The 24247-nt window shown below is 44.7% G+C and carries 22 protein-coding genes; 9 read left to right on the top strand and 13 right to left on the bottom strand.

What is annotated here, in order from left to right; all coding sequences use genetic code 11:
* Window positions 1–42: 42 nt before the first annotated feature.
* Window positions 43–1323: an MFS transporter gene (locus B3D47_RS07905; RefSeq protein ID WP_004814840.1), complete on the bottom strand. Its 1281-nt coding sequence runs from the start codon at window positions 1321–1323 to the stop codon at window positions 43–45.
* A 335-nt stretch (window positions 1324–1658) separates the two neighbouring features.
* Here B3D47_RS07905 and def point away from each other — a divergent pair, with 335 nt between their 5' ends.
* A complete protein-coding gene (def, locus tag B3D47_RS07910; RefSeq protein ID WP_004814843.1) occupies window positions 1659–2135 on the top strand; it encodes a peptide deformylase in 477 nt (158 codons plus the stop codon).
* A gap of 9 nt (window positions 2136–2144) precedes the next feature.
* On the opposite strand, the gene B3D47_RS07915 is transcribed toward def, so the two are convergent.
* The 7 genes from B3D47_RS07915 to sdsA form a co-directional block, all read right to left on the bottom strand.
* Window positions 2145–2582, bottom strand: coding sequence for a YbjQ family protein (locus B3D47_RS07915; protein ID WP_004814845.1), 438 nt, complete (start codon window positions 2580–2582; stop codon window positions 2145–2147).
* 3 nt (window positions 2583–2585) lie between these two features.
* Window positions 2586–2942, bottom strand: a complete 357-nt coding sequence (locus B3D47_RS07920; protein WP_048882385.1) for a YbjQ family protein — start codon at window positions 2940–2942, stop codon at window positions 2586–2588.
* 110 nt (window positions 2943–3052) lie between these two features.
* The gene (gene adeK, locus B3D47_RS07925) at window positions 3053–4513 is read right to left on the bottom strand and encodes a multidrug efflux RND transporter AdeIJK outer membrane channel subunit AdeK (RefSeq protein WP_286861580.1); all 1461 of its coding nucleotides are present in this window, start codon (window positions 4511–4513) and stop codon (window positions 3053–3055) included.
* Window positions 4513–7692 carry an efflux RND transporter permease subunit gene (locus tag B3D47_RS07930; RefSeq protein ID WP_163171003.1) on the bottom strand — a complete coding sequence of 1060 codons (3180 nt, stop codon included), beginning with the start codon at window positions 7690–7692 and terminating at the stop codon, window positions 4513–4515. Before B3D47_RS07930 ends, adeK begins: the two co-directional genes overlap by 1 nt.
* Before the next feature lie 12 nt (window positions 7693–7704).
* The gene (locus B3D47_RS07935; protein WP_286861199.1) at window positions 7705–8973 is read right to left on the bottom strand and encodes an efflux RND transporter periplasmic adaptor subunit; all 1269 of its coding nucleotides are present in this window, start codon (window positions 8971–8973) and stop codon (window positions 7705–7707) included.
* A 743-nt stretch (window positions 8974–9716) separates the two neighbouring features.
* Complete coding sequence (locus tag B3D47_RS07940) at window positions 9717–11759, bottom strand: site-specific recombinase (protein WP_286861202.1); 2043 nt, start codon at window positions 11757–11759, stop codon at window positions 9717–9719.
* Window positions 11760–11774: 15 nt separating this feature from the next.
* On the bottom strand, window positions 11775–12752 hold the full coding sequence (gene sdsA, locus B3D47_RS07945) for an All-trans-nonaprenyl-diphosphate synthase (protein WP_004814857.1): 978 nt from the start codon (window positions 12750–12752) through the stop codon (window positions 11775–11777).
* A gap of 456 nt (window positions 12753–13208) precedes the next feature.
* On the opposite strand from sdsA, the gene rplU reads away from it, so the two are divergent.
* The 8 genes from rplU to B3D47_RS07985 all read left to right on the top strand — a co-directional run bounded on the left by rplU (window position 13209) and on the right by B3D47_RS07985 (window position 19551).
* Window positions 13209–13520, top strand: a complete 312-nt coding sequence (gene rplU / locus B3D47_RS07950; protein ID WP_004814860.1) for a 50S ribosomal protein L21 — start codon at window positions 13209–13211, stop codon at window positions 13518–13520.
* A 19-nt stretch (window positions 13521–13539) separates the two neighbouring features.
* Window positions 13540–13794 carry a 50S ribosomal protein L27 gene (rpmA, locus tag B3D47_RS07955; protein WP_004814861.1) on the top strand — a complete coding sequence of 85 codons (255 nt, stop codon included), beginning with the start codon at window positions 13540–13542 and terminating at the stop codon, window positions 13792–13794.
* A gap of 240 nt (window positions 13795–14034) precedes the next feature.
* The gene (gene lolA, locus B3D47_RS07960) at window positions 14035–14727 is read left to right on the top strand and encodes an outer membrane lipoprotein chaperone LolA (protein WP_005222953.1); all 693 of its coding nucleotides are present in this window, start codon (window positions 14035–14037) and stop codon (window positions 14725–14727) included.
* A 168-nt stretch (window positions 14728–14895) separates the two neighbouring features.
* Window positions 14896–15657, top strand: a complete 762-nt coding sequence (locus B3D47_RS07965) for a DUF3298 domain-containing protein (protein ID WP_286861209.1) — start codon at window positions 14896–14898, stop codon at window positions 15655–15657.
* Window positions 15658–15757: 100 nt separating this feature from the next.
* The gene (gene serS, locus B3D47_RS07970) at window positions 15758–17029 is read left to right on the top strand and encodes a serine--tRNA ligase (protein WP_103799678.1); all 1272 of its coding nucleotides are present in this window, start codon (window positions 15758–15760) and stop codon (window positions 17027–17029) included.
* Between the two features lie 71 nt (window positions 17030–17100).
* Entirely contained in the window at window positions 17101–18474 is a 1374-nt protein-coding gene (cysG, locus tag B3D47_RS07975; protein WP_286861211.1) for a siroheme synthase CysG, read from the top strand.
* A gap of 36 nt (window positions 18475–18510) precedes the next feature.
* Window positions 18511–18987, top strand: coding sequence for a tRNA (cytidine(34)-2'-O)-methyltransferase (locus tag B3D47_RS07980; RefSeq protein WP_005222949.1), 477 nt, complete (start codon window positions 18511–18513; stop codon window positions 18985–18987).
* Window positions 18988–19161: 174 nt separating this feature from the next.
* Window positions 19162–19551, top strand: coding sequence for a hypothetical protein (locus tag B3D47_RS07985; protein ID WP_312441526.1), 390 nt, complete (start codon window positions 19162–19164; stop codon window positions 19549–19551).
* A gap of 81 nt (window positions 19552–19632) precedes the next feature.
* Here B3D47_RS07985 and B3D47_RS07990 read toward each other — a convergent pair whose 3' ends face one another.
* From B3D47_RS07990 to B3D47_RS08010, 5 genes are all read right to left on the bottom strand, one after another.
* Window positions 19633–21027, bottom strand: coding sequence for an APC family permease (locus B3D47_RS07990; protein WP_180184738.1), 1395 nt, complete (start codon window positions 21025–21027; stop codon window positions 19633–19635).
* 269 nt (window positions 21028–21296) lie between these two features.
* Complete coding sequence (locus B3D47_RS07995; RefSeq protein ID WP_286861217.1) at window positions 21297–22481, bottom strand: iron-containing alcohol dehydrogenase; 1185 nt, start codon at window positions 22479–22481, stop codon at window positions 21297–21299.
* Window position 22482: 1 nt separating this feature from the next.
* Window positions 22483–23016: a hypothetical protein gene (locus tag B3D47_RS08000; RefSeq protein ID WP_180184737.1), complete on the bottom strand. Its 534-nt coding sequence runs from the start codon at window positions 23014–23016 to the stop codon at window positions 22483–22485.
* Window positions 23017–23091: 75 nt separating this feature from the next.
* The gene (gene lipB, locus B3D47_RS08005; protein ID WP_163171007.1) at window positions 23092–23751 is read right to left on the bottom strand and encodes a lipoyl(octanoyl) transferase LipB; all 660 of its coding nucleotides are present in this window, start codon (window positions 23749–23751) and stop codon (window positions 23092–23094) included.
* 167 nt (window positions 23752–23918) lie between these two features.
* Window positions 23919–24206 carry a YbeD family protein gene (locus tag B3D47_RS08010; protein WP_004814884.1) on the bottom strand — a complete coding sequence of 96 codons (288 nt, stop codon included), beginning with the start codon at window positions 24204–24206 and terminating at the stop codon, window positions 23919–23921.
* Between the last annotated feature and the right edge of the window lie 41 nt (window positions 24207–24247).

Raw genomic sequence — 24247 nt, forward strand, 5'->3', positions numbered from 1 at the left:
GAGCCCATATTTGGGCTCTTTTTTATCACAATATTTTATTGATCAGACTACCGATTTTTCAAATTTACTTCTGTAAATCAGGGTAGTGAACAGGGTCACCAGACATACAGTCCAGACATAGTACATTGCACCAATATTGCTATACAGGCTAAGCCATTGTACGAGTGGCAAGGTAATTCCGCCGGCAATGGCATACGCCAGATTGTAAGAGAAAGAAATCCCGGTAAAGCGGATCTGTGCCGGGAACATTTTTACCATGCTGTAAGACACCATCCCGACTGTACCGGAGCTTAAACCTAACAACATATACAGCATGAACACGGTTGACGGTGCAACATGGCCTAGACTGTTATAGAAAATGCCCGCCATAGTCGCAACTAGAAGAGAACCAAACAGAATGACACGCCCAGCACCAAAACGATCGGCCAATACACCTGCCAGTACACAGCCCACCATTTGCATCACAATCGCCGCACTTTGCATTTTGAAAGCATCGGCACGTTCAAAACCAAAAGCACCGACCAGCAGGTTTGGCATCGCCAGAATCAGTACCACTACACAGCCCGTCAAGAACCAGGTAAAAAGCATTCCAATCACGACACCGGTTTTATGCTTTGCCAGAACCTGTTTCACCGGCAATTCTTTAGCCAGTTCTTTTTTCGCCTGCATGGCTTTAAATACCGGTGTTTCTTTCAGGTAACTCCGCAGGTATAACGCTACAAAACCAAAAATACCGCCGAGGATAAAGGGAATACGCCATGCCCAGTCTTTAATTTCTGCTTCAGAGAACTGTAAGGAAATAAAGAGTGACATCAAGGCGCCCAGCAGAATCCCCAGTGACAGGCCTGCGGTAAGCACACCATTGGCAATCCCAATACGACGTTCAGGGACATGTTCAGAAACAAAAGTCCAGGCAGCAGGAATTTCACCACCAATGGCAATTCCTTGTAGCACACGCATTAACAGCAACAGAATTGGCGCTGCATAACCAATGCTTTCAAAGGTCGGCATGACCCCGATCATCAGAGTAGGGAGTGCCATTAACAGAATTGACAGGCTAAACAGTCGTTTACGTCCAATTAGATCACCAAAATGTGCCATCACTACACCGCCCAATGGACGGAAGAAATAACCCGCAGCAAAAATGCCGTAGGTATTCAACATGGCCCAGAAAGGACTGAGTGTGCTGGGGAAGAATAGCTCTGAAATGAGCTTGGCATAAAACACATAGATGACAAAATCATAAAACTCGAGCGCGCCACCCAGTGATGAAAGTCCAAGAGTGCGTTTATCTGCTTGTGACAGGCGCGGAGGTGCATCCATGCTGAAATCCTTAATCTATTGCTGAGTATTTGTTTGATTTTAAAAGAAACATTTTTTATTGAATAATCAATCTTTCTTTGCTCAAAATAAACTAAAAGTTATAAAAAAAGATATTTATAAAATGCTTTGGAATAATAAAAGTTAAAATTGAGCAAAGAACTGAACTAAAAAATAGAGATGACTGATTTTTTAGTTCGTATTGATGTTCTTTCCTGATAAGGCTATTCGTTTAAACAGTTTTCAGTGATACAGATTACAAAAAAATCTGCTTTGGAACGCGCTAAAACTGGTCTATAAAGAGTAGAGGAACTGCCTTAAATAAAGAGAGATTTGACATGACTGTGTTAACCGTGGCCAGGCAAGGTGAGGCAATTTTAGGACTCGTTGCAACTGCTGTGGCAGATTCTGAATTCGGTAGTGAGTGGCTGTATCAGCTCAATAAAGCCATGATGGATACCATGATTGACCGTCAGGGGGTAGGTATTGCTGCCCCGCAAGTGTATATTTCCAAGCGGATCATTATTGTCGCTTCACGTCCAAACCTGCGTTATCCCGAGGCACCGTATATGGAAGCAGTGACAATGCTCAATCCGGAAATTGTACATGTTTCTGAAGCACAAGTTCTGGGTGAAGAGGGCTGCTTGAGTGTACCGGATCAAAGAGGCAAAGTTGCTCGGGCACAAGATATCCGGGTGCGTTATTACACCATGGAAGGTGTGCAGGTTGATGCTGAATTTAGTGGCTTTGCTGCACGGATTGTGCAGCATGAAATCGATCATCTGAATGGAATATTATTCACTGAGCGACTTTGAATCTAAGACTTAAGGCTTTTTAATGGCAGTGCCATAAGCAAAGACTTCCACCATTCCACCTTGCATGCCCAGTTCTGTAGTACTCAAGCGTAATCCCATGATCTGAGTAGCACCGATTTTCTCGGCTTCACGCTTCAGGCGAACAACAGCTTCCCGGCGTGCACGTTCCACAATACTTTCATAGCTGACCAGACGTCCACCCAAAATGTTCTGAATATTGGCAATCACATATTTAAAATAATCATGGGAAATCACTACATTGGAGCTAATCAGCTGACCTTCAAATTCTGAAGTTGTAAAACGGTGAGTATCCAGCACAATATGAGCAAGCCGTACTTCCTGTTCCGCCAGCTCTTTTAGATGTTTTTGTTCATAATAACGACCAAAGCCAAAACCTACCGAAAACAGCAGGGCAAAAACGACAAACTGAAAAATCAGGTTATCCATAGCTTAACCTGCTGACGGGAAGGGATCTGGAAGCTTTGGAACATTCGGCTCCACTACCACCGCTGTACCATATACAAACAGTTCAGATGCACCTTGGGCGATGTTAGACGTTGAGAAACGAATGCCGACAATTGCATTGGCACCCATCTGACGAGCTTTTTCAATCATCCGGTTCATCGCTTCTTGGCGCGATTCTTCCAGAAGTTCAGTATAGGCAGTCAGCTCACCGCCAACAATATTTTTCAAACCTGCGAGCAAATCACGGCCAACGTGTTTACTACGTACCGTACTGCCATAGACCACATCGATTTGACGGCTAATAACATGTCCCGGGACGGATTCCAGATTACTGAGTAGCATAAGGGATAGAGAACCTGATTCTGTTTCTTTGAAGATAAGAAACTCCACGATAAAAAGCAATAAAAAAGCCCACCGAAGTGAGCTTTTTCAATAAGATCGAAAACCGAGACTTACTGCTGATTTGCCTGTTTACGTTCAGCTGTAGATGGCGGGTATTGAATCGTATCTGAGGTATTGGTTTTTAAACCACCACCCAGAGATTTGTACAATTCTACCTGGTTGTTCAGGTTCGCCTGTTCCAGCAATAACAAGCCTTGTTCGGCTGCATACGAAGTACGCTGTGCATCCAAGACAGTTAAATAGCTGTCGATTCCGGCACGGAAGCGGGCATTGGACAGACGATACGTCTTATTGGTTGCATCCACCAGACGACGTTGTGCAGCTAAACGGTCGCCAATGTTCTGACGCACTGCTAGTGCATCGTTGACTTCACGGAAAGCAGACTGAATCGATCTTTCATAATCAGACAGCGCGATTTGCTGGTCTGTTTCTGAAATTCTGATATTTGCTCTACGTGTACCCCAATCGAAGATCGGAATATCCAGACTAGGACCCAGCGACCAGACGAAACTTCCTGATTTAAACAGATCGCTTAAGTCAGCTGAAGCATAACCTGCTGAACCGGTCAGACTGATGGTAGGGAATAAACGGGCGCGTGCAGCAGCAATGTTGGCACCTGCAGCAGACAGTTGATATTCCGCAGTACGAATGTCCGGGCGGTTTACCAGCAGATCACTTGGAAGGCCTGAACCCAAAGCGGATGCTGTGGTAATGCGGGTCACTCGATCAGCTGGCAGTAAATTTGCTGGTACAGACTGGCCGACAAGTAGATTTAGCAGGTTTTGTGCCTGTGCTACCTGAGTCTTGTAGTTCGCTACATCATTACGTGCAGTTTCTACAGAAATCTGTGCCTGACGAACAGGAACTTCACTGTCGATGCCCACATCAAAACGTTTCTTGTTGAGGTTAAAAGACTCAAGCTGGGTTTGCAGGGTTTGATTGGCAAGCTTCAAGTTAGCATTAGCAAATGAATAATTTAACCATGCCTGTGCTACCTGACTGATCAGCGAGATTTGTGTTGCATCACGCGCACTCGCAGTGGCCAGATAAGTATCTAAAGCATTGTCTTTCAAACTGCGTACACGCCCCCAGAAGTCAAGTTCGTAGGCAGTCACACCTAGACCAACATTATAGGTTGTCGTTGCACCACGGCTTTGTGTACTCATGGTGTCCTGACGCAATACGCTGCCACTGGCACCAATCGTTGGAAGCTGATTATTTTCAGTGATCTGGTACGCTTGCTGCGCACGCTGAATATTCAGCGCTGCAGTACGTAAATCGCGGTTATTGTTTAAAGCTAAATCAATAACTTGAACCAAGCGTTGATCAGCAAAAAAATCTTTATAACCTTGCTCAGCAACGGAAGTGCCTGAGGCAGAACCGATATAGCTTTGCGGAATGTCGGCTTGTGCCACGGGCTCTGGGCCACGCATGCTTTGACAAGCTGTCAAAGCAAGCGCAAGTGCAGAAACCGCAATGCCACGACCTGAAACAGACCATACTTTATGCATCACGAGGTTTGCTCCTGTTTATTTTGTTGTTTTGGTTTGTACTTGAACACCGTCCGGATCCAGACATAGAAGACTGGAATAAAGAAGATACCCAACAGTGTTGAACTGATTACACCACCGAGTACACCATAACCTACCGAGTGCTGGCTACCTGCACCTGCACCTGAAGACAGAGCCAGTGGAAGTACACCAAAACCGAAGGCTAGAGTTGTCATGATGATTGGACGCAAACGCATTTTCGCAGCATGCATTGTCGCGTCAAACAGCTCTTCACCTTGTTCCTGAAGTTCTTTTGCGAACTCTACGATCAAGATCGCATTCTTCGCAGCCAGACCAATCACGGCAATAATCGCCACCTGGAAGTAAATGTTATTCGACAGGTTCGGATTTTGCAGCAGCACCATTCCTCCATAGGTCATGAGCAATGCGCCGACAATACCCAATGGCACCACCAGAAGTACCGAGAATGGAATAGACCAGCTTTCATACAATGCAGCAAGACACAGGAACACGATCAGTAATGAAAGGGCATACAGGAACGGTGCTTGAGCACCAGATTCACGCTCTTCTAAAGACAGACCTGTCCATTCGAAGTCGAAACCTTGCAAGCCCATTTCTGGTAACTTCGCTATGATCTCTTCCATGGCCACCATTGCATCACCCGAGCTGATACCCGGAGCAGGAGTACCCTGAATGTTCATCGACGATACGCCGTTATAACGTTCAAGACGTGGTGAACCATACACCCATTCGCCCGTGGCAAATGCTGAGAATGGCACCATTTCACCGCGGTTATTACGTACATACCATTGGTCCAGATCTTCCGGCATCATACGCGAGCCAGCTTCCCCCTGAACATAGACTTTCTTGACACGACCGCGATCAATGAAGTCATTGATATATGAACCGCCCCAAGCAATACCCATGGTGCTGTTAATTTCAGCAACACTGACACCGAGTGCACCGGCTTGTGCATGATCGACAATGACACGGTACTGTGGAGTATCTTCCTGACCATTTGGACGCACACCAGCGAGACGCGAGTCTTGTGCTGCCAGCCCCAGAATCGTATTACGTGCTGCCAGAAGTTGCTCATGACTTTGACCACTTGCAGCTTTGAGCTGTAAGTTAAAGCCAGCCGATACACCAAGTTCAGGCATCGCAGGAAGCTGCAATGGCATGATATAAGATGCATCTTTGACAATCATGTTCAACGCCATACCACGTTGAATAATGGCACCGACTTGAGCTTCCGGACTGTTACGCTCTGACCAGTCTTTCAGTTTAATAAACGCTAGGCCTGCGTTTTGACCCACACCGGTAAAGGAGAAACCTGCCACACTAAACACGGACTCGACATGCTCTTTCTCGTTTTCCAAGAAATAATTCGTCATGGTGTTAACCACGTTGTCAGTACGTTCCAGTGTTGCATTTGGTGGTAACTGAACCAGCGTCATAACGACACCTTGGTCTTCATCCGGTAAGAACGAAGAAGGCAGTTTCTGGAATAACAGCACAATAATACCCAGTACCACGGCATACACCACGCCTGAGAAAATCTTGCTGTGAGTCATACGGTTGACGCCGCCCTGATATTTCACAGAAACCTTGTCAAAACTGCTATTAAACCAGCGGAAGAAACGTGCAAATATACCATTACTTTGCGGCTTGTTCGGATCATGCTGTTTCAGCAGGGTCGCACATAGGGCAGGGGTAAAGGTTAATGCCACTATCAGCGACAAGACCATTGCTGTGACCAGCGTAATCGAGAACTGACGATAAATAACCCCGGTGGTTCCACCGAAGAAAGCCATTGGAACGAATACTGCCGATAGCACCGAGGTAATACCAATCAGTGCACCAGAAATCTGTTTCATCGACTTTTCAGTTGCAGAAACTGGATCCAGATGCTCTTCCACCATGACCCGTTCGACGTTCTCGACCACAACAATCGCGTCATCGACCAGAAGACCAATCGCCAGTACCATGGCAAACATGGTTAGGGTATTAATCGAGAAGCCAAAAACGTTAATCACTGCAAAGGTACCCAATACCACGACTGGAACTGCCATGGTTGGAATGATGGTAGCACGCCAGTTCTGCAGGAACAGGAACATGACCAGGAACACCAGAATAATCGCTTCGATCAGCGTTTTAACTACACTCTTGATCGACAGTTCAATAAATGGCGTGGTGTCAAAAGCCAGTTGGTCGACCATGCCTTGCGGATAGTTCGGACGTAACTGCTCTAAGCGTTCTTCTACTGCTTGGGCTGTATCAAGCGCGTTAGCACCAGTGGCAAGTTTAATTGCCACACCACCAGCCGGTTTACCGTTAAACTTCGAATCAAACTGATAGTTATCTGCACCGAGTTCAACCCGTGCAACATCACCCAGACGGACTTGTGCGCCCGAAGTGGTGTTTTTCAGGAAGATATTGCTGAACTGTTCTGGAGTTTGCAGCAGGCTTTGTGCGGTGACAGTCGCATTCAGGACTTGTCCTTCAACAGCGGGTGCACCACCGAGCTGACCCACAGCGACCTGAGCATTCTGGGTACGAATAGCAGTCGCAATATCACTTGGCGTGACTTGCAGGCTCGCCATTTTGGCTGGATCAAGCCAGATTCGCATAGCATAAGAACCACCAAAGACCTGAACTTCACCAACCCCAGCCACACGGCTTAAAGGTTCAGAAATGTTCGAATTCACATAGTCTTTGATATCATCGGCGGTCATGCTGCCATCAGGTGAATAGAAAGCCAATACCTGCAGGAAGCTGGCGCCTGATTTGGTCACCCGCACACCCTGACGCTGTACATCTTCAGGAAGAAGTGCAGTCGCAGACTGTAATTTGTTCTGAACCTGAACCTGTGCGATATCAGGATCGACACCTTGTTCAAAGTTCAAGGAAATAGACGAAGAACCGTTACCCGCACTGTTAGATGAGATATAACGCAGTCCATCCAGACCATTCATTTGCTGCTCGATGATCTGGGTTACAGTATTTTCGACCGTTTCAGCAGATGCACCTGGATAAGTCGCAGAAATCGTGACTGTAGGCGGAGCAATGGTTGGATACTGGGCAATCGGCATTTTGGTCAGGGTCAAAATACCTGCCAGCATGATGACCAGTGCAATCACCCAGGCAAAGATAGGACGATGAATAAAGAATTGAGCCATAAACCTTACTCCTTATGCTTTAGCAGCAGGTTTTTGTTCAGATTGTTCTTTTGCATCATCCGCTTTTTGCGCTGCACCTGGTTGTTGGGCAGCAGGTTGTGCAGCACCCTGTGGTGCAGCAGCTTGAGGCTGGTAAGGTTTAGCCACGACCTGTTGTTCCGGTTTTACTTTCGCAATACCATCTACAATCACTTTATCACCCGGATTCAAACCTTCAGTCACGATCCAGCTTTGGCCTTGTGTACCCGCAGTAGTGACTGGGCGTGGGATTACCTTATTATCAGCACCCACTAACATCGCCATAGCTTGACCGGTAGGCGTACGTGTTAATGCCGCCTGAGGAATCAGGTAAGCATTTGGTACTTCACCCTGAACGATTTGCGCAGTAGCAAACATACCTGGTAGCAACAGGTGATTCTTGTTCGGGAATACTGCACGCAGTGTCACTGTACCAGTTTCAGGATTCACGCTGGCATCAGAGAATGCTAAACGGCCTTCAACCGGATAGATGCTGCCATCTTCCAGTTTTAACTTCACACGTGTGTTATTAGAGCTGTTCAGGTCACCTTTACTCAACTGCTGACGCAGACGCAGCAATTCCGCACTTGACTGGTTAATGTCTACATAGATCGGATCCAGACGCTGAATAGTTACCAGCGGCTCTGGCTGGTTTGCAGTTACCAGCGCACCTGCAGTGATTGAAGAACGGTTAGTCTGACCAGAAATTGGCGCACGTACAGTTGAATAGCCTAAGTTAATTTGAGCATTACGTAATGTTGCACGGTTCGCATTCAAATCAGCTTCAGCCAGTTTAACCTGCGCTACAATATCATCATATTCCTGCTTGGAAATCGCATTAGTACCAACCAGTTGACGGTAACGACCTTCTTTAACTCGTAACACGCCCAGATTTGCCTCAGCACGTGCAATTGCTGCACGAGCATTGTCCACTGTGGCACGGTTAGTACTAGAGTCAATTTCATACAGCGCCTGACCTTCACGGACATAGCTGCCTTCGCTGAATAAGCGTTTTAGCACGACACCAGTCGCCTGTGGACGTACTTCTGAAATCTCAAATGCTGTTGTGCGACCTGAGAGTTCAACAGACTGCTCAACACTTTGTGGCTGTGCAACCAGCACACCAACTTCAGTCGGTGGCATTTGCTGTTGAGCACCAGCTTGCTGGCCCTCTTTAGGATCTTTGCTACAGCCAACAAGCGCGATACTTGTTGCTAATGCGCAAGCAGTCAGGGCAGGTGCCCAAAGCTTTGCAGACATCATTGTTCCACCTCGATTAGATTTTTATCTAAATTTTTTATTTGTAACTTATTGTATTTAAAAAATTAAACACAATGACAAGATCCAAATAAAACTTATACTCCGGTCGGCGATTACTTTTAGAGGAAACCATATTCACCAAAGGTTTTTTAAAATTCTTATGCCCATCACACCATCAGTTTATGAGGAAGATATTGCTGGCTGATGTAAATCACCAAGCGACATAACTGGAATGGGCAATCTGTATTGTTCAATTTATGAAACATCCAAAATGCCATACTGAGGCAATGAGAATTTTAAGTCGCCATTTGAGAATAAATCCTCCAAGAATTCCGATACATATAAAATTAAGTTTGCATACTTTTTATACCAAACTGGGGCAATACACCAGCAGATGGTTAAAAGTAATACAAATGGCATGCCATACAGGCACCTTATGGCTGCGGTTATTTAATACAGACAGATCTCTGTGTAGTACTTTATTTATTCAGCAATCAGCAAATCAAACTTGCTATAAGCTGAATCAAGATGAACGAACACACTGAAAATCAAATAAAAAAACCGACAAAAAGCAACAAGTAGGGCATGCCAGATATCCTTGTTCTTTCTAACCGACATGATACCGGTTAACCGTCTGATCTGAAGTGTACTTGTCAGTACACTTTTTTCAAGTGTGCGTAATTTATACAAAATCCATATTTTTATTAGGTAATTCTGTTGATAAATCAACAAGAATTGTCTCAGTTTCAACCTTTGCTGGTTGTATGATTTTCGTCAATATCAACATCTTGCTTTGGTGGCCAGAAGAAATCGCTCGGTCGAGTCAGGAAATGGGTCATGACCAGTTTCGCCAGTGGTTTCCATTGTTCGAAACGCACCCGACGTGCACGTAATGCCACAATAATGGTCAGACTAAAACTGACAAACAGGTTGGTCAGACCAATCAGTAGAACACCTAGAAATGACACCACCACCAGGCCAATATCAGGCCCATTAATATTTATCAGTCCTTGAATAAAGTTGGCCGAAGCAAAGGCAATATGGCGAATATCCAGCGGCATACCCAGAATAAAACCAATGGTGCCCATACTGCCGAGCATGATCCCGAAAATAAAGTTACCCCCCAAGGCTCCCAAATTACGTTCCATATATTCGGAAAATTTGTTTAAGCGCTCTTGTCCCATCAGGTTAGCCAGACGGGCATGCGCTTTCAGGCGTGGTCCGACCTTACGATATACCGCCATATTGTCAAAATAACCTGCAAGTAGGCCAGACAGGAACAGGCAAACCCCGGCAATTGCAGCATGTGGAATCGCAAGTGAAGTAAACGGATTCAGGTCATGTAAGGTCTTGGCCGCTTTGGCATGATTCATTAAAGGTTCATGAAGGGCAGCATCCCACATAAAGGTCAGCAAGGCAGCAACGGGTATGGCAATCGAAATATTCCCGAGGATTGCTACAAACTGGGTCCGGATAATATTCACGATCAATGCAGCCAGTTCAGCAATCTGTGCGGTTTTAGAGCCTTTACGTTGCTGTACGGTAGAAGCCAGTGCAGCTGCGGTCATCGCGGGCTGTTTGGTCGCCACAGTAAAATGCAGCACATGGATGAGCATAAAGCCCAATGAGTAATTCATGCTGTAGCTAAAGGCTTGCATGAGCGGTGCCATGGTGACACGTGCCATGAGTATCTTCAGGGTAGCCATAGTGGCAATAATGACTCCGGCACCCGCTGCGGCCTTATACATGGCCAGGAAGCCCTGCTTGTCGGTACTTACATAATGCTCTCCAGTTTTGGAAGCATTCTCAGTCACCTGTAAAGCCAGTAATTCGCTGTTGGTCGCCAGCAGGGAGCGGACACTACGTTCACTATAAAGTGCTTCAGTAATATCTACCAGAAAATACCCCATAGACTGATAACGCAACTGGTCATCATCCATGATCATATTCAGCAGAATTTCAATCCGTTCCAGACATTGTTCCAGTAGAGCCAGCATATAGGTTAAACTGACACTTACACCAATGCGTTTGGTAGAGCGGCGAATTTTCGCGACGACATCATGACATTGCTCCAGCATCACCATTGCCTGAGAAGCGTCTGGTGGCAGGATTGAATCCACCAGTTCTACATTGTTAAAGCGCTTTTTATATTCCTGAATAAATTCATTGATCTCACGGTTCTGAATCAGAAAAGGCGATTCATATTCCATCAGTTCAGGCTGAGCATTGATAAATTCAGGATGCAGGGCAATACCACTGACGCGATATGACAGGATAGTCAGTGCCTTGATCAGTTCATCTTTAATCCGGATTTTTTCAGGCTGATTAGAATGGCCCTGATTCATCACGCTAAACAGTCGCAGCCAGTCTTCATCGGCCAGATAGTCGAGCCAGTAGCGGTCACTACGTTCATGAAATACCCGACGCATCAGTTCCTGCAGGCTTTTATCATCCGGAATCATGGGCAGAATATGTGCACCAATACGCTGATTGAGCTGATTCCAGAAACCGTCCAGGGATAAGATACCTGTATCAGAAAACAGGCTGGTCTGTTTGTAGCGGTTAATCACGCGCAGCACAAAGGTCTGCAAGGTAGAAACCGCATTAGGAGTGATCAGTAAAGACTGTAAAAATGCCTGAAATTTTTCTTCGATTTCTTCGGTATTCTTGCTGTCTATTGGTCGTATACGATTCACGAGTTCAATTAACAGGTTTTCATCCAGCTTTGCCTGAGGCTGCTCAAGCTGTTGCTGCATGTTTTGGAAAATATCGAGAAACTTAATATGCATAGGCGAGGTGGGTATCTATTGGATGCGATGAAGCGCAAGTTTGGCCAGGTTAATCAGCGCCTGACGGTATTCAGAATCCGGCAGTAGATCCAGTGCAGCGATCGCAGCTTCGGTTTCTTCAGTCGCACGCTGACGGCAGTAATCCAGAGCACCGGATGCATTGACAATATGAATCACCTGTTCAAGGTGGTCAGTACCGCCCGTTGCAATGCTCTTACGCACAATCTCGAAGTCATCTCCAGAGGTATTCTTCAGTGCCGCAATCAAAGGTAAAGTCGGTTTACCTTCCATCAGGTCATCCCCGATATTCTTGCCCAGTGTTTCTGCATCTGAGGTGTAATCCAGAATATCGTCAATGATCTGGAATGCATTTCCAAAGTGACCGGCAAAAGTTCGTAGCGGGGCACGGAACTCTTCTTTACCAGTTAGGATGGCAGCACCTTCAGTGGCCAGTTCAAACAGGCGAGAAGTTTTACCATGAATAATATTTAAATACGTTTCTTCAGTTGTTTCAGGCTGATGTTGCGATTGCAACTGCAATACTTCACCCTCGGCAATTTCACAGGTACCAGTTGAGAAGTCCTTGAGTAAGACCATATTGTTCAGATCAACCAGCAGGTCAAAGGCACGTGAGATCAGGAAGTCACCGACCAATACGGCAGTCTGGTTATTCCAGGTCGCATTCGCAGTTGGACGGCCACGGCGCAGGCCAGATTCATCCACGACGTCATCATGTACCAGCGTTGCAGTATGTAGCATTTCAATGATCGCCGCGAGTTTACGATGCTGATCCAGATCATCTGCGCCACAGGCTTTGGCTGCAAGTAAACACATAATCGGGCGCATACGCTTGCCACCGGCTTCAACCACATGTTTGCTCACTGCCATGACTAAGGCAACTTTTGAAGTAATCCCCTCATTAATGAATGTGTCCATCGCAGCAAAGTCATGTGCCACAGGAGCGAGAATATCTTGCTTAAAGTCGATGGTCATGTGAAAGGAAACCTCTAGTTTGGTAAATCTCAAGTCGGTAGTTTAACAATTTATAACATCCATGAAACATAAGAAACGTACAAACTCCACTAAAAATCAGTTTTTTATGATGAATATAATCCATCCAGCCCGATTCTGGTGGCTGACTGTACTCTATCGATTTACCTTTACGGATCATGTACTCCGAAATTTGTGGCTCAGTATACTACTCAAAAATAACCGTCCGGCTCTGTTGATTTTTGTAGCAAAAAATTGCATGAGTGTCTGATTTTACTAAAATTAGTATAATCTCAAAGAGATGGATAAATGCGTTCATCAATATTTCTATAAAATGGCTTGTTGTTTATACGAATATCCCTTAAAATCTTTGCCCTTGTATAACCCCCAGTGGCGTACGTTTTAAGACCGGTATATCCCTTTATCGGCACGACGACACGGGCATATTTGGAGTACATTATGTACGCAGTAATCCAAAGCGGTGGTAAACAGCACCGTGTAGTTGAGGGTGAAACCCTTAAAGTTGAATTATTGAAAGCTGAAACTGGCGCAACTGTTACTTTTGATGACGTGTTGATGCTTGTAAACGGTGAAAGCATTCAAATCGGTGCTCCAGTGGTAGCTGGCGCTAAAGTAACTGCAGAAGTAGTTAGCCATGGTCGTCACGACAAAATCCGCATCATCAAAATGCGTCGTCGTAAGCACTACCGTAAACAACAAGGTCACCGTCAATGGTTTACCGAGTTGAAAATTACTAGCATTTCAGGCTAATTACTAGGAGTAATGAGACATGGCAACTAAAAAAGCCGGTGGTTCGACTAAGAACGGTCGTGATTCGAATCCTAAGATGTTAGGTGTTAAAGTTTACGGTGGTCAAACTGTAACTGCAGGTAACATCATCGTTCGTCAACGTGGTACTGAATTCCACGCTGGTGTTAACGTAGGTATGGGCCGTGACCATACTTTATTTGCTACTGCTGATGGCGTAGTAAAATTCGAAGTGAAAGGCCAGTTCGGTCGTCGCTACGTATCTGTTGAAGCATAATCTGCGACAATAGAAAAAACCCACAGATTCTGTGGGTTTTTTTATGCTTGAAGATTGACGAGTTAGTCTGAAACATATGCTTGAAGAATAAACGGTGATCTTCATCATGATGAACAAAAGCAGGGATTTTGCATTAATAACAATACAAAACTTCTTATTTTCTATCATCTTAGTTTTTGAAATTCGTTTAAGATGAGCCATTAGATAAATAGCGATATGCAAATACAAAAAGGTGAGATTATGAATATGCTTCGTAAAACTGTATGTGCCATAACAATCGGTGCGGCAACACTGGCTCCTGTCATGAGCACGACTGTATTTGCCGCAACTGCAGCGACGGAGCAGCAAGCCACTGCCAATCTGGTGAAGCAGCTCAGTAATATCCGTAGCTTAACGGCAAACTTTGAGCAAACCACCAAGATTACCAATCCGAAAGCAACTCAGAAAAAGGGTTTGAGCGCCCAGCACATGAACCAGACCTTTCGTGGTGTGATGAAAGTGCAGCGTCCGGGTAAATTCTATTGGGAAACCACGGCACCTTCGAAACAGACAATTGCTACCACAGGAAAAACTGTCTGGATCTATGACCCAGACTTGCAGCAAGCCGTTCGTCAGAGCCTGGATGAACAAGTCTCCAATACACCAGCATTATTGCTCTCTGGAAACACCAACCAGATCATGCAGTCTTATCGTGTGACACAGCCAAACAAAGGCAAGACCTATTACAAGCTGTATCCAAAGGCAAGTGATGGTGTGTTTGAAAGCCTGACGATCAGCTTTGGCGCTAACAAGGCACCGAGTCTGATGATTCTGGAAGATTCATTGGGTCAAACCACTTATATCAACTTTAGCAATGTGAAAGTGAATGCCAGCATTCCGGCATCTACCTTTAATTTCACACCGCCTAAAGGAACGGACATTATTGATCAATAAGCATCAATGTCAGCAAAATAAAAAAAGCAACCTTCGGGTTGCTTTTTATTTGCCAATAATAGAAATGGATTTGGAGACATTACAAGGTTTGTCTATAGCTAGAGATTCAGGCGTTTTAGAATAATCAAAAGTCAAGTCAATTAAATTATGAAATTTCAGGTGCTTAGGATGAAAATGACTACATTTAAAACCGGCTGGATCAGCTGTATTTTATGTTTAAATGTGGGGTTGTTTGCCTGTCAGCCTCAAATGTCTTCAGTCAATGCATCTGCGCAAACAGAAGAAGCAGGGCAAATACAATCCAAAACCATTCCGGTTAAAGGTGTTAATCAGGTCGTGTGCGAAGTAGAGAGTTGTGTGCGCTTTGATCTGCAAACTGTAAATACCAATATGGCTTGGATTGACCAGTATTTTCTAGAGCGTATCCAGCGTACCGAGCCAGTTGCCTTTCGCACAGTAAGCAGTGATAAAATTAAAGCAAAGGATCAGCCGAAACTTTTTGAGCAGCGTTCTATTCAGGTCAGTTACCTGAATCAGTATGGTCATCTGGCGACTTTTATATTCAAAACTGCTCATCAGCCTAGACGTGCAGCACAGCCACAATCTCATACTGAATACGTCAATCTGGACCTAAAGCAAAAGAAGCGTCTGGCTCTTTATCAAATTATGCTGGGCAATACTGAAGGAAAGTTAAAACAAAGCTTGTATCAAGAAAACAAAGACTGGTTGGATCGTGCCCAAATAACATCAAAGCAATTGGAATTAAGTGATAATTATTATTTTGACAGACAAGGCTTGGTACTGATTTATCCAGCAGGTGAGTTAAGCAAGTCGACAAGTGTGATGGTAGAATTAAAAGTACCTTATACAGCATTAAACCGGATCATCCGACCTGAGTATTTATCCATTTTGCCAAGAACAACCCCTTAAATATTGTGCTAATAAGGCGCAGCCATTCACCAGGTCACTGTATTTTTTGCCGTTAAGAGCTTACACTATAGCCAGTTTTTTTCTTATCTAAAGATTGGCTATGATCGACCCGAAATTACTCAGAAATAATATTGAGGCTGTAAATTTAGCCTTGGCAAAACGTGGTGTTCAACTGAATGTCGAAGAGTGGGCATCACTTGAAGCTCGCCGTAAAGAAATTCAGTCTAAAACTGAATCGCTACAAGCTGAGCGTAATGCGGGTGCGAAACAAGTTGGCCAAATCAAAAAAGCCGGTGGCGATGCGTCTGAAATCATGGCACGCATGTCTGCAATTGGCGATGAAATTAAAGCAGCAGAAGCAGCACTGGCTGAATTACAAGCTGAGCTGGAAGAAAAATCCCTGTCTATTCCAAACTTGCCAGATGAATCTGTTCCTGAAGGTAAAGATGAGTCTGACAACGTGGAAATCCTGAAATGGGGTACACCACGCGAATTTGATTTTGAAATCAAAGACCATACTGACCTGGGTGAAATGATGGGCGGTCTGGAGTTTGAAACAGCAACTAAATTGACTGGTTCACGTTTCAGCGTTCTTAAAGGTCCTTTGGCGCGTCTACAACGTGCGTTGACTCAATTCATGCTGGATACGCACACTACCAAAAATGGTTATACCGAAGCTTATGTACCGTATTTAGTAAATGCTGATTCGCTACGTGGCACAGGTCAGTTACCCAAATTCGAAGAAGACCTGTTCAAGCTGCAAGGCGAAAAAGAATTCTATTTGATCCCAACAGCTGAAGTGCCAGTAACCAACTTCGTGCGTGATGAAATCATTGATGCCGATCGCCTGCCATTGAAATACGCTGCACATACACCATGTTTTCGTAGTGAAGCAGGTTCTTATGGTCGTGATACCCGTGGCCTGATCCGTCAGCACCAGTTTGACAAAGTTGAAATGGTTCAGATCGTAAAACCTGAAGATTCTATGCAGGCGCTGGAAGATTTAACTGGTCATGCTGAAGGTATTCTGCAAGCTTTAGGCCTTCCATACCGTAAGATCATTCTGTGTGGCGGTGACATGGGCTTTGGTTCAACCAAGACTTATGACTTGGAAGTTTGGGTACCAAGCCAAAATACCTATCGTGAAATTTCTTCATGTTCAAATATGGGTGATTTCCAGGCACGCCGTATGAAAGCGCGTTACCGTGCCGACCAGAAGAAAACTGAATTCGTACATACCTTGAATGGTTCAGGTTTAGCAGTAGGTCGTACCTTACTTGCTGTGATGGAAAACTACCAACGTGCAGATGGTTCAATTGAGATCCCTGAAGTATTGCGTCCGTACATGGGTGGTGCAACTTACATCGACTAAATATCGGTGTATGCACCAAAATGTGCATGAAAATTGCTTAGACAGTCAGATCTAAATATTTGAGGCTTTTCGTGGATATTTTCCCAATCTCGTTAAAGTTGCAGCAGCAACCCTGTCTGATTGTCGGTGGTGGACATATTGCGTACCGAAAAGCGGTATTGCTACAGAAAGCAGGCGCAGTTATCTCGGTAATTGCACCTGAAATTGAAGCAGCTCTGCTTGAGATTGTTCAAGCAACTGCTGGCCAATATGTTCAGGCACCTTTCAATCCTGAAATTCCATTACGCTCTTATCGTCTGGTGATTGCAGCGACTGATGATGCTGAAGTCAACCGTCAGGTCTTTAATGCCTGTGAAGCTGAAAATGTTCTGGTGAACAGTGTAGATGATCCACCGCATTGCCGCTTTATGGTTCCGGCGATTATTGACCGTTCACCGCTGGTGATTTCGGTGGCATCAAATGGCACGTCACCAGTGTTATCCCGTCAGATTCGTACCCAGCTAGAAACCACCATTCCATATGGTATGGGTAAACTGGCTGAATTCTCAGGTAAGTGGCGTAGCGCGGTAAAAGCCAAGATTACTCATCCTGATGAACGCCGTATTTTCTGGGAAGAGCTTTATGCTAGTCCTTTGAAAGAACAGGTCTTTAATGACAATCTGGCTGAAGCTGACCACCTGATTGAACAGGCGCTACTGGAATGGCAAAAGCCAAAAGGTGAGGTTTATCTCGTTGGCGCAGGTCCTGGTGATCCAGAACTCTTGACCTTAAAAGCATTGCGTTTAATGCAACAAGCCGATGTGGTGATTTATGATCGTCTGGTCTCTGCACCAATCATGGACTTGTGCCGGCGTGATGCAGAGAAGATCTACGTCGGTAAAGCACGATCTAATCATGCAGTGCCACAAGAAGGGATCAATGCCTTATTGGTAAAATATGCCAGTGAAGGTAAGCGTGTCTGTCGTCTGAAAGGTGGTGATCCGTTTATCTTTGGCCGTGGTGGTGAAGAGATTGAAGAACTGTTCGCTGCGGGTGTGGCTTTCCAGGTGGTGCCAGGTATTACCGCGGCTTCTGGCTGTTCAGCCTATGCCGGTATTCCACTGACTCATCGTGATTATGCGCAAAGTGTACGTTTCCTGACAGGTCACTTAAAAGAAGGTTCACCCGAGCTGCCTTGGAGTGAACTGGTCTATGAAAACCAGACTTTAGTGCTGTATATGGGTTTGGTTGGGCTGGAAAAGATCTGTACGCAACTGATCGCGCATGGCCAGCGCCCGGATATGCCGGTGGCCTTAGTGTCTAAAGGCACTACGCCTGAGCAAAAAGTAGTAATTGGAACGCTCCAAGATATTGCATCTAAAGTCTCTGAGCACCATATTCAAGCACCAACTTTGACCATTATTGGTGAAGTGGTGCGTTTACGTGAAAAACTTAAGTGGTCGTAAACGACCACTTAACTCCCCCAAAAGTAGAGAAAAGCTGTGATCCATGTTGTTTTATATGAGCCTGAAATTCCTGCCAATACAGGTAATATTATTCGCCTATGCGCAAATACGGGAGCACAGTTGCATTTGGTCAAGCCGCTGGGCTTTGAACTGGATGACAAGAAGCTAAAACGTGCCGGTCTGGATTACCATGAATATGCCAATATGCAAATCTGGGAAAATATTGAAGAATGTCTGGCAGATTTAGCTTCTCAAGGCATTGGTACAGATGCGGTCTATCCATTGACAACTAAAGGTTTTGAAACCCCACATACTTCAGACTTGAATCGTCCTGTGGCTTTGTTGATGGGGCCGGAAACACGCGGCCTGCCAGAAAATGTGCGTATGATGTTCCCGAAAGAACACTGGATCCGTCTGCCAATGGCTGAGAATTCACGTAGTCTGAACCTGTCCAATGCGACAGCAGTGATTGTGTACGAAGCCTGGCGTCAGCAGGGTTTTAAAACGCTTTAATTAGTTTCTTTTTTTAAGAAAAGCTGCCAATTGGTGGCTTTTTTTGATTTGTGTAACAAGTCTTGTGCAGTGGTTGGTCATTGGGCTTATCTTCGGTATAAATAGTTGAGAACACAAAAAAAGGAAAAGAACTTGAATAAGGGGTGGATCACAGCAAGTTGTGTGGTTTTATTAATGTTTAGTGGAGCAAGCCAAGCACAGCCAGAACCACAACAGCCTGCAGAAGAAGTAAAACCGCTCACTCAGGAGGAAATCAGGCAGGGTATGGCAAAGATGCAGCAGCAACTGAATGAGCGTATTGAAGCTTGGGGTAAAACCCTCAGTAAAGATGATTTTGAATGGAGTTGGCGCGGAAGGATTCTGAATCAATCAAAACGTCAGGAAGTCTGTAATATCTTCCAGGGTGTCGTAAATGAAACCTATCATCTGGCTGAACAGAACAAGGCGCGTTTGAGCCTTGAAAGTCAGGAGGTTTTAAAAAATCGTAATCTATTTATCGAACAGCTTGGTTATAAAGACAATATTGTTGATACCCGCATGGGCTTTAACTGTCGTCTAAAATGATTTTGAACTGAACTAAAAAATAAATAAATCAGAACTAAAAAAGGCGCACTAAGCGCCTTTTTTATTTGAATAAGAAGGATATTATTTATCATCAAATTCATTGTGCTGAGGAGCAGGGTGCTTGAAGCCTTTGGTCTTATAACCCAGGTACAAGATACCGCCAAATGCCCAAATCAAACCGTATTTAAGCGAGGTTTGATCTACTTCGAGCCATAAAGCAAATACCGCAATGAAACCTGCAAGTGGCACCACCACAAAGTTCAGAATCTCTTTTGCTGACTTGGTACGGCCATCACGTAATGCATAACGTGAAATTACTGACAGGTTTACAAAACTGAATGCAGTCAAGGCGCCAAAACTGATCAATGAAATAACAAAGTCCAGGTCCATGAAACCAGCAGTTAAAGCTACAGCACCGACAATCATAATATTATAAGAAGGTGTGTAGTTTTTCGGACTGATGTGACCAAAGATTTTTTTGTTAATTACGCCATCACGACCCATCACGTACATCAAACGCGATACCCCGGCATGTGCAGAGATCCCTGATGCCATTACTGTAATGATTGCAAAACCGAGTACATAGGCTTGGAATAATGAACCACCCACCAGCATCAAAATTTCAGGCTGAGTTTCAGCAATATTCTGGAAATATGAACCTGGATTATTCGGGAAGTAAATCTGCATGAAGTAGGTACTGATAATGAAAATGATACCTGCAATTAAAGCGGTCAAGAAAATCGCTTTAGGCAAAGTTTTTTCAGTATCTTTGGTTTCTTCTGCTAGAGAGCTGAGGGAGTCAAAACCGGTAAATGAAAAGCACAGTAAAGTGGCACCAGTAATCAATGCACCTACCGATGTTAACTCATTCCAGAATGGCTCTAAACTCCACAGCTGGTAGCGTTGCTCAGCGGTGATCGGACCATCCGCATTAAAGCCAGCTTGTAACTTGGTGTAGACCATCCAGGTAAATACTGCAATCACAAGCAACTGCACGAATACGATCATACTGTTGAAGTTAGCAACAAAACGCGCACCACGTAAGTTGATTCCGGTCATAAATGCAGTAAGAACAATAACCCAAACCCAGTGATTAACATCAGGGAACAGAGCTTCTAAATAAATGACTGCAAGAATGATGTTGACCATTGGCGACAATAGATAATCGAGCCAAGATGACCAACCCACCATGAAACCAACATTTGGGTGGATGGATTTTTGGGCATAGGTATAGGCCGAACCCGAAGATGGGTAGCGACGAATCATATGACCATAGCTCAAAGAGGTTAACAAAATTGCAATCAGTGCAAAAATGTAAGAGGTAGGAACGTGAAAGTTACTTTCTTCAGATACCAGACCAAAAGTATCAAACAAGGTCATGGGTTGAATATAAGCTAAACCGATAATAATGATGTGCCAGAGTCCCAGCGTTTTTTGCAGTTTAGCTGCCGATTGAGTCCCAGAGAAATTTGTCAACGGCGTTATCCTCTTAATCGTTGATCAAGGATCAGTCATATTGAATAAGGATCGTTTGAGACGAACGATCCCCCCTACAAATTAAGCAAAAGCGCGCCAATCTACTCTAGAATGAACATTTTTGCTAGCAATTTTTTTGAGATTACTACAGCATGAAATATGCCAAAATTATCATGATTGATGATGAAATTTTCATGCAAGATAAAAGCCTGATGCTTAAAAAAACACCAGGCTCTAAATTTTCGCTATATTCGCTTATTTTTCAGGAATTACCAAGCTTTTTTTAAGATGGTTTTCAAATCTTCCAGCGTGGCTTCTTTCGGGTTATAAATGATAGAACCATCATTTAATGCTTTCTCGGCAACTTCATCCAGTTGTGCCTCAGAAACCTTACCTGTTTCACTTAATGTACGTGGTAATTTAGTCAGGGCATAAATACGGTCACGCATCGCCTGAATGGTTGCAATCGCTTTATCGGCACGCAGATGCCCAGGGGTCTGTGCATAGATATCCGGGCCAGCCAGTGGCAGAAGCAGCTCTGCAATCTTGCCACCATTCACTTCCTTGTTGTATTCCAGGACATAAGGCAGGAACAGGTTCATACATAGTCCATGCGGCAAGTGAGCCACCGCACCGAGCGCATGACCAAGTGAATGCACCAGACCAACCATCGAGTTCGAGAAAGCGATCCCAGCCATGGTAGAAGCTTGTGCCAGTTCCAGACGACCTTGAGCATCAGACGGATTATCCAGCACCTTAAACAGATTCTCACTGACTTTCTTCACTGCTGCTGTGGCATAAGCATCTGAAATCGGATTAGCTGCCATACAGGTATAGGCTTCAACCGCATGGGTCATCGCGTCCATTGCAGTCATTGCCGTTAAATGCGGTGGCAAAGTCTGGGTCATACGTGGATCAAGAATTGCAGCATGCGGCATCAGATAATAAGATGCGAACGGCATTTTCAGGTTCTTTTCAGTATCCGATACCACTGCAACCATGGTTACTTCAGAGCCTGTTCCAGAGGTGGTTGGAATCACGAAAAATGGTTTTAAGGGCTTTGGCAGGTTATGTGCGCCAGAATATTTAAGCAAGTCATCACCACCTTCAGAGACCAGAATGTTGGTCGCTTTTGAGGTATCGATAACTGAACCGCCACCGATGGCAATAATCGCATCGCAGTTATTGTCACGATATAGTTGTGCAGCACGACGTACTGTACCTAAGCTCGAATCGGGTGGGACATCATCAAAAATCGCTGCAATCTCTGCATCCGTCGATTCAAAAGCAGCTTCAATCGGCACAAGCAGGTTATTGGCACGTACGCCTTTATCGGTAATGATGAGTGGACGTTTGGCACCTAAAGTCGAGAGTTCAAACGGAATATGTTCGAGCGCAGCATGACCGGCAATCACCTTGACTGGACAGAAAAATTCATAATAAGGCTTGGTCATGTTAGGCACTCCGTTTCAAATAAGATTGAGCAATTTTTAAATAGATGCTGCTTGCTTCAGTTAATTTTTCTTTCAGGCTGAGATTACTTGGATATTCTTTGACAGCCAGTTGTGCCACCATTTTCGGCAAAATCAAGGCTTCCATTTTATTCAGACAACGCACCAGACGAATAGCATAAGAGATATCACCATCGGCAATCATGCGGTCATGGGCAAAGGCCTGTGAGGTACTTTCCTGGAATGAAAAGACCAAAAAGGCATGATGCAGATGCTTAAAAGTGATCGTAAGGTCAGGCGCAGTGTCCATAGATTTCACGAGTTCAAGTTGCTTCTCTTCAGTAACCCGGGCAATAAATGCCGGGCCGTGGGGGAAGACTTGCATGGAAAGACTGAAATTCGCCGGAAACTGGGCAACTTCCTTTTTGATTTCTTCATCGACCTGACTTGCCATGACTAAGCCTCTGCCAATCACATCCATCATGAGTTTGACATAGGCCTGTTGCAAAGCAGGTTTAACGGATTTAGTTGCAATCACGTGATGATCCCTACCTGGAATATTATTAGTTTAGAGTAATTACTCTAATTTATTTATTGTTGAAATGCAAAGGCTTTATCTTTGCTCGACGCTAACGTCCTTAAAGTAACCGCTGCTGGTTAAAGTTTCAATAATTTCGACACACAAGTCAGCAAATTTTGGCGGGTTGTTGACCAAGTCGTTAATGCGGACCATTTCTAGTCCTGCATAGCCACATGGATTGATGGTATGGAAACCTGTCAGGTCACAGTCAATATTCAAGGAAAGACCATGATAGCTGCGACCTTTACGGATTTTAAAGCCGAGGGAACCAATCTTGCGTTCATTGACATAGACACCGGGTGCATCCGGTTTGGCATAGGCTTCAATATTATGCTTCTTGAGTAGCTCAATCATCAGGTTTTCGGCATAGGACACCAGCGTACGGACATTCCAGCCAAGACGGTTCAGGTCAAACATAAAATACGCCACCAGCTGGCCCGGACCATGCCAGGTCACTTGACCACCACGATCGGTCTGAATTACCGGAATATTGGATGACATCAGAATATGTTCCGGCTTACCCGCTTGCCCTTGAGTCAGGACATCATGGTGCTGCAAAATCCACAACTCATCTGGGGTGTTTTCATCACGGTTTTCAGTCAGGGCTTTCATTTCCAGAAAACGGTCTTCATAGGGAGTCAGGTCATTATATTGACGAATAATCAGGCAGGGTTTTTGAACCGCATCAGTCACAGTGTGCGTCCTTGGAAAGATTAAAAAATACTGCCAATAATTATAATGATTTCAGCGGCAGATAGGAGAGTGATTGCTCGTCATTGTCTACAGTAAATTCATAAGCATAAAAAAACACGCCCATAAGCGTGTTTTTTTTATGTACCTGGCATGAAGCAAAATCAGGTTTAAAGCGCAGTTTTGATCAGCGGACAAGCGGCTAAGTCGGCATAGACCGCATGAACCTGTTCCAGTTCTAGAAAACGGAGCTGTGCAGTGATCGAATGATATTTACCTGTACGTGAAGGCGTAACGGTCATTTTACTGCCATCAAATTCAGGAAAATGCTTTACAAAGATCTCATTTACGGCCTGATGCAACTCAATACCAGCAAGGCCAATCAGTTTGATCGGATAGTCCATCGGGAACACCCAGAGATGTTCCTGTAATTCGCGAGAAGGTGTACGGTCTAACATGGTAGTCCCCTTATTTGAAACGCCTGCAATCATGCAGGCGT

The organism is Acinetobacter sp. UBA3461 (assembly GCF_002381195.1).
Lineage (GTDB): Bacteria > Pseudomonadota > Gammaproteobacteria > Pseudomonadales > Moraxellaceae > Acinetobacter > Acinetobacter schindleri.

Excerpts from the sequence above, each read along its gene's own strand:
- B3D47_RS07935 (WP_286861199.1), bottom strand. The coding sequence starts at position 8,973 with ATGATGTCTGCAAAGCTTTGGGCACCTGCCCTGACTGCTTGCGCATTA.
- sdsA (WP_004814857.1), bottom strand. The coding sequence starts at position 12,752 with ATGACCATCGACTTTAAGCAAGATATTCTCGCTCCTGTGGCACATGAC.
- lolA (WP_005222953.1), top strand. The coding sequence starts at position 14,035 with ATGAATATGCTTCGTAAAACTGTATGTGCCATAACAATCGGTGCGGCA.
- adeK (WP_286861580.1), bottom strand. The coding sequence starts at position 4,513 with ATGCATAAAGTATGGTCTGTTTCAGGTCGTGGCATTGCGGTTTCTGCA.
- B3D47_RS07915 (WP_004814845.1), bottom strand. The coding sequence starts at position 2,582 with ATGGATAACCTGATTTTTCAGTTTGTCGTTTTTGCCCTGCTGTTTTCG.
- rpmA (WP_004814861.1), top strand. The coding sequence starts at position 13,540 with ATGGCAACTAAAAAAGCCGGTGGTTCGACTAAGAACGGTCGTGATTCG.
- serS (WP_103799678.1), top strand. The coding sequence starts at position 15,758 with ATGATCGACCCGAAATTACTCAGAAATAATATTGAGGCTGTAAATTTA.
- B3D47_RS07985 (WP_312441526.1), top strand. The coding sequence starts at position 19,162 with ATGTTTAGTGGAGCAAGCCAAGCACAGCCAGAACCACAACAGCCTGCA.
- B3D47_RS07905 (WP_004814840.1), bottom strand. The coding sequence starts at position 1,323 with ATGGATGCACCTCCGCGCCTGTCACAAGCAGATAAACGCACTCTTGGA.
- B3D47_RS07995 (WP_286861217.1), bottom strand. The coding sequence starts at position 22,481 with ATGACCAAGCCTTATTATGAATTTTTCTGTCCAGTCAAGGTGATTGCC.
- def (WP_004814843.1), top strand. The coding sequence starts at position 1,659 with ATGACTGTGTTAACCGTGGCCAGGCAAGGTGAGGCAATTTTAGGACTC.
- B3D47_RS08010 (WP_004814884.1), bottom strand. The coding sequence starts at position 24,206 with ATGTTAGACCGTACACCTTCTCGCGAATTACAGGAACATCTCTGGGTG.
- B3D47_RS07920 (WP_048882385.1), bottom strand. The coding sequence starts at position 2,942 with ATGCTACTCAGTAATCTGGAATCCGTCCCGGGACATGTTATTAGCCGT.
- rplU (WP_004814860.1), top strand. The coding sequence starts at position 13,209 with ATGTACGCAGTAATCCAAAGCGGTGGTAAACAGCACCGTGTAGTTGAG.
- B3D47_RS07930 (WP_163171003.1), bottom strand. The coding sequence starts at position 7,692 with ATGGCTCAATTCTTTATTCATCGTCCTATCTTTGCCTGGGTGATTGCA.
- B3D47_RS07965 (WP_286861209.1), top strand. The coding sequence starts at position 14,896 with ATGAAAATGACTACATTTAAAACCGGCTGGATCAGCTGTATTTTATGT.
- B3D47_RS07940 (WP_286861202.1), bottom strand. The coding sequence starts at position 11,759 with ATGCATATTAAGTTTCTCGATATTTTCCAAAACATGCAGCAACAGCTT.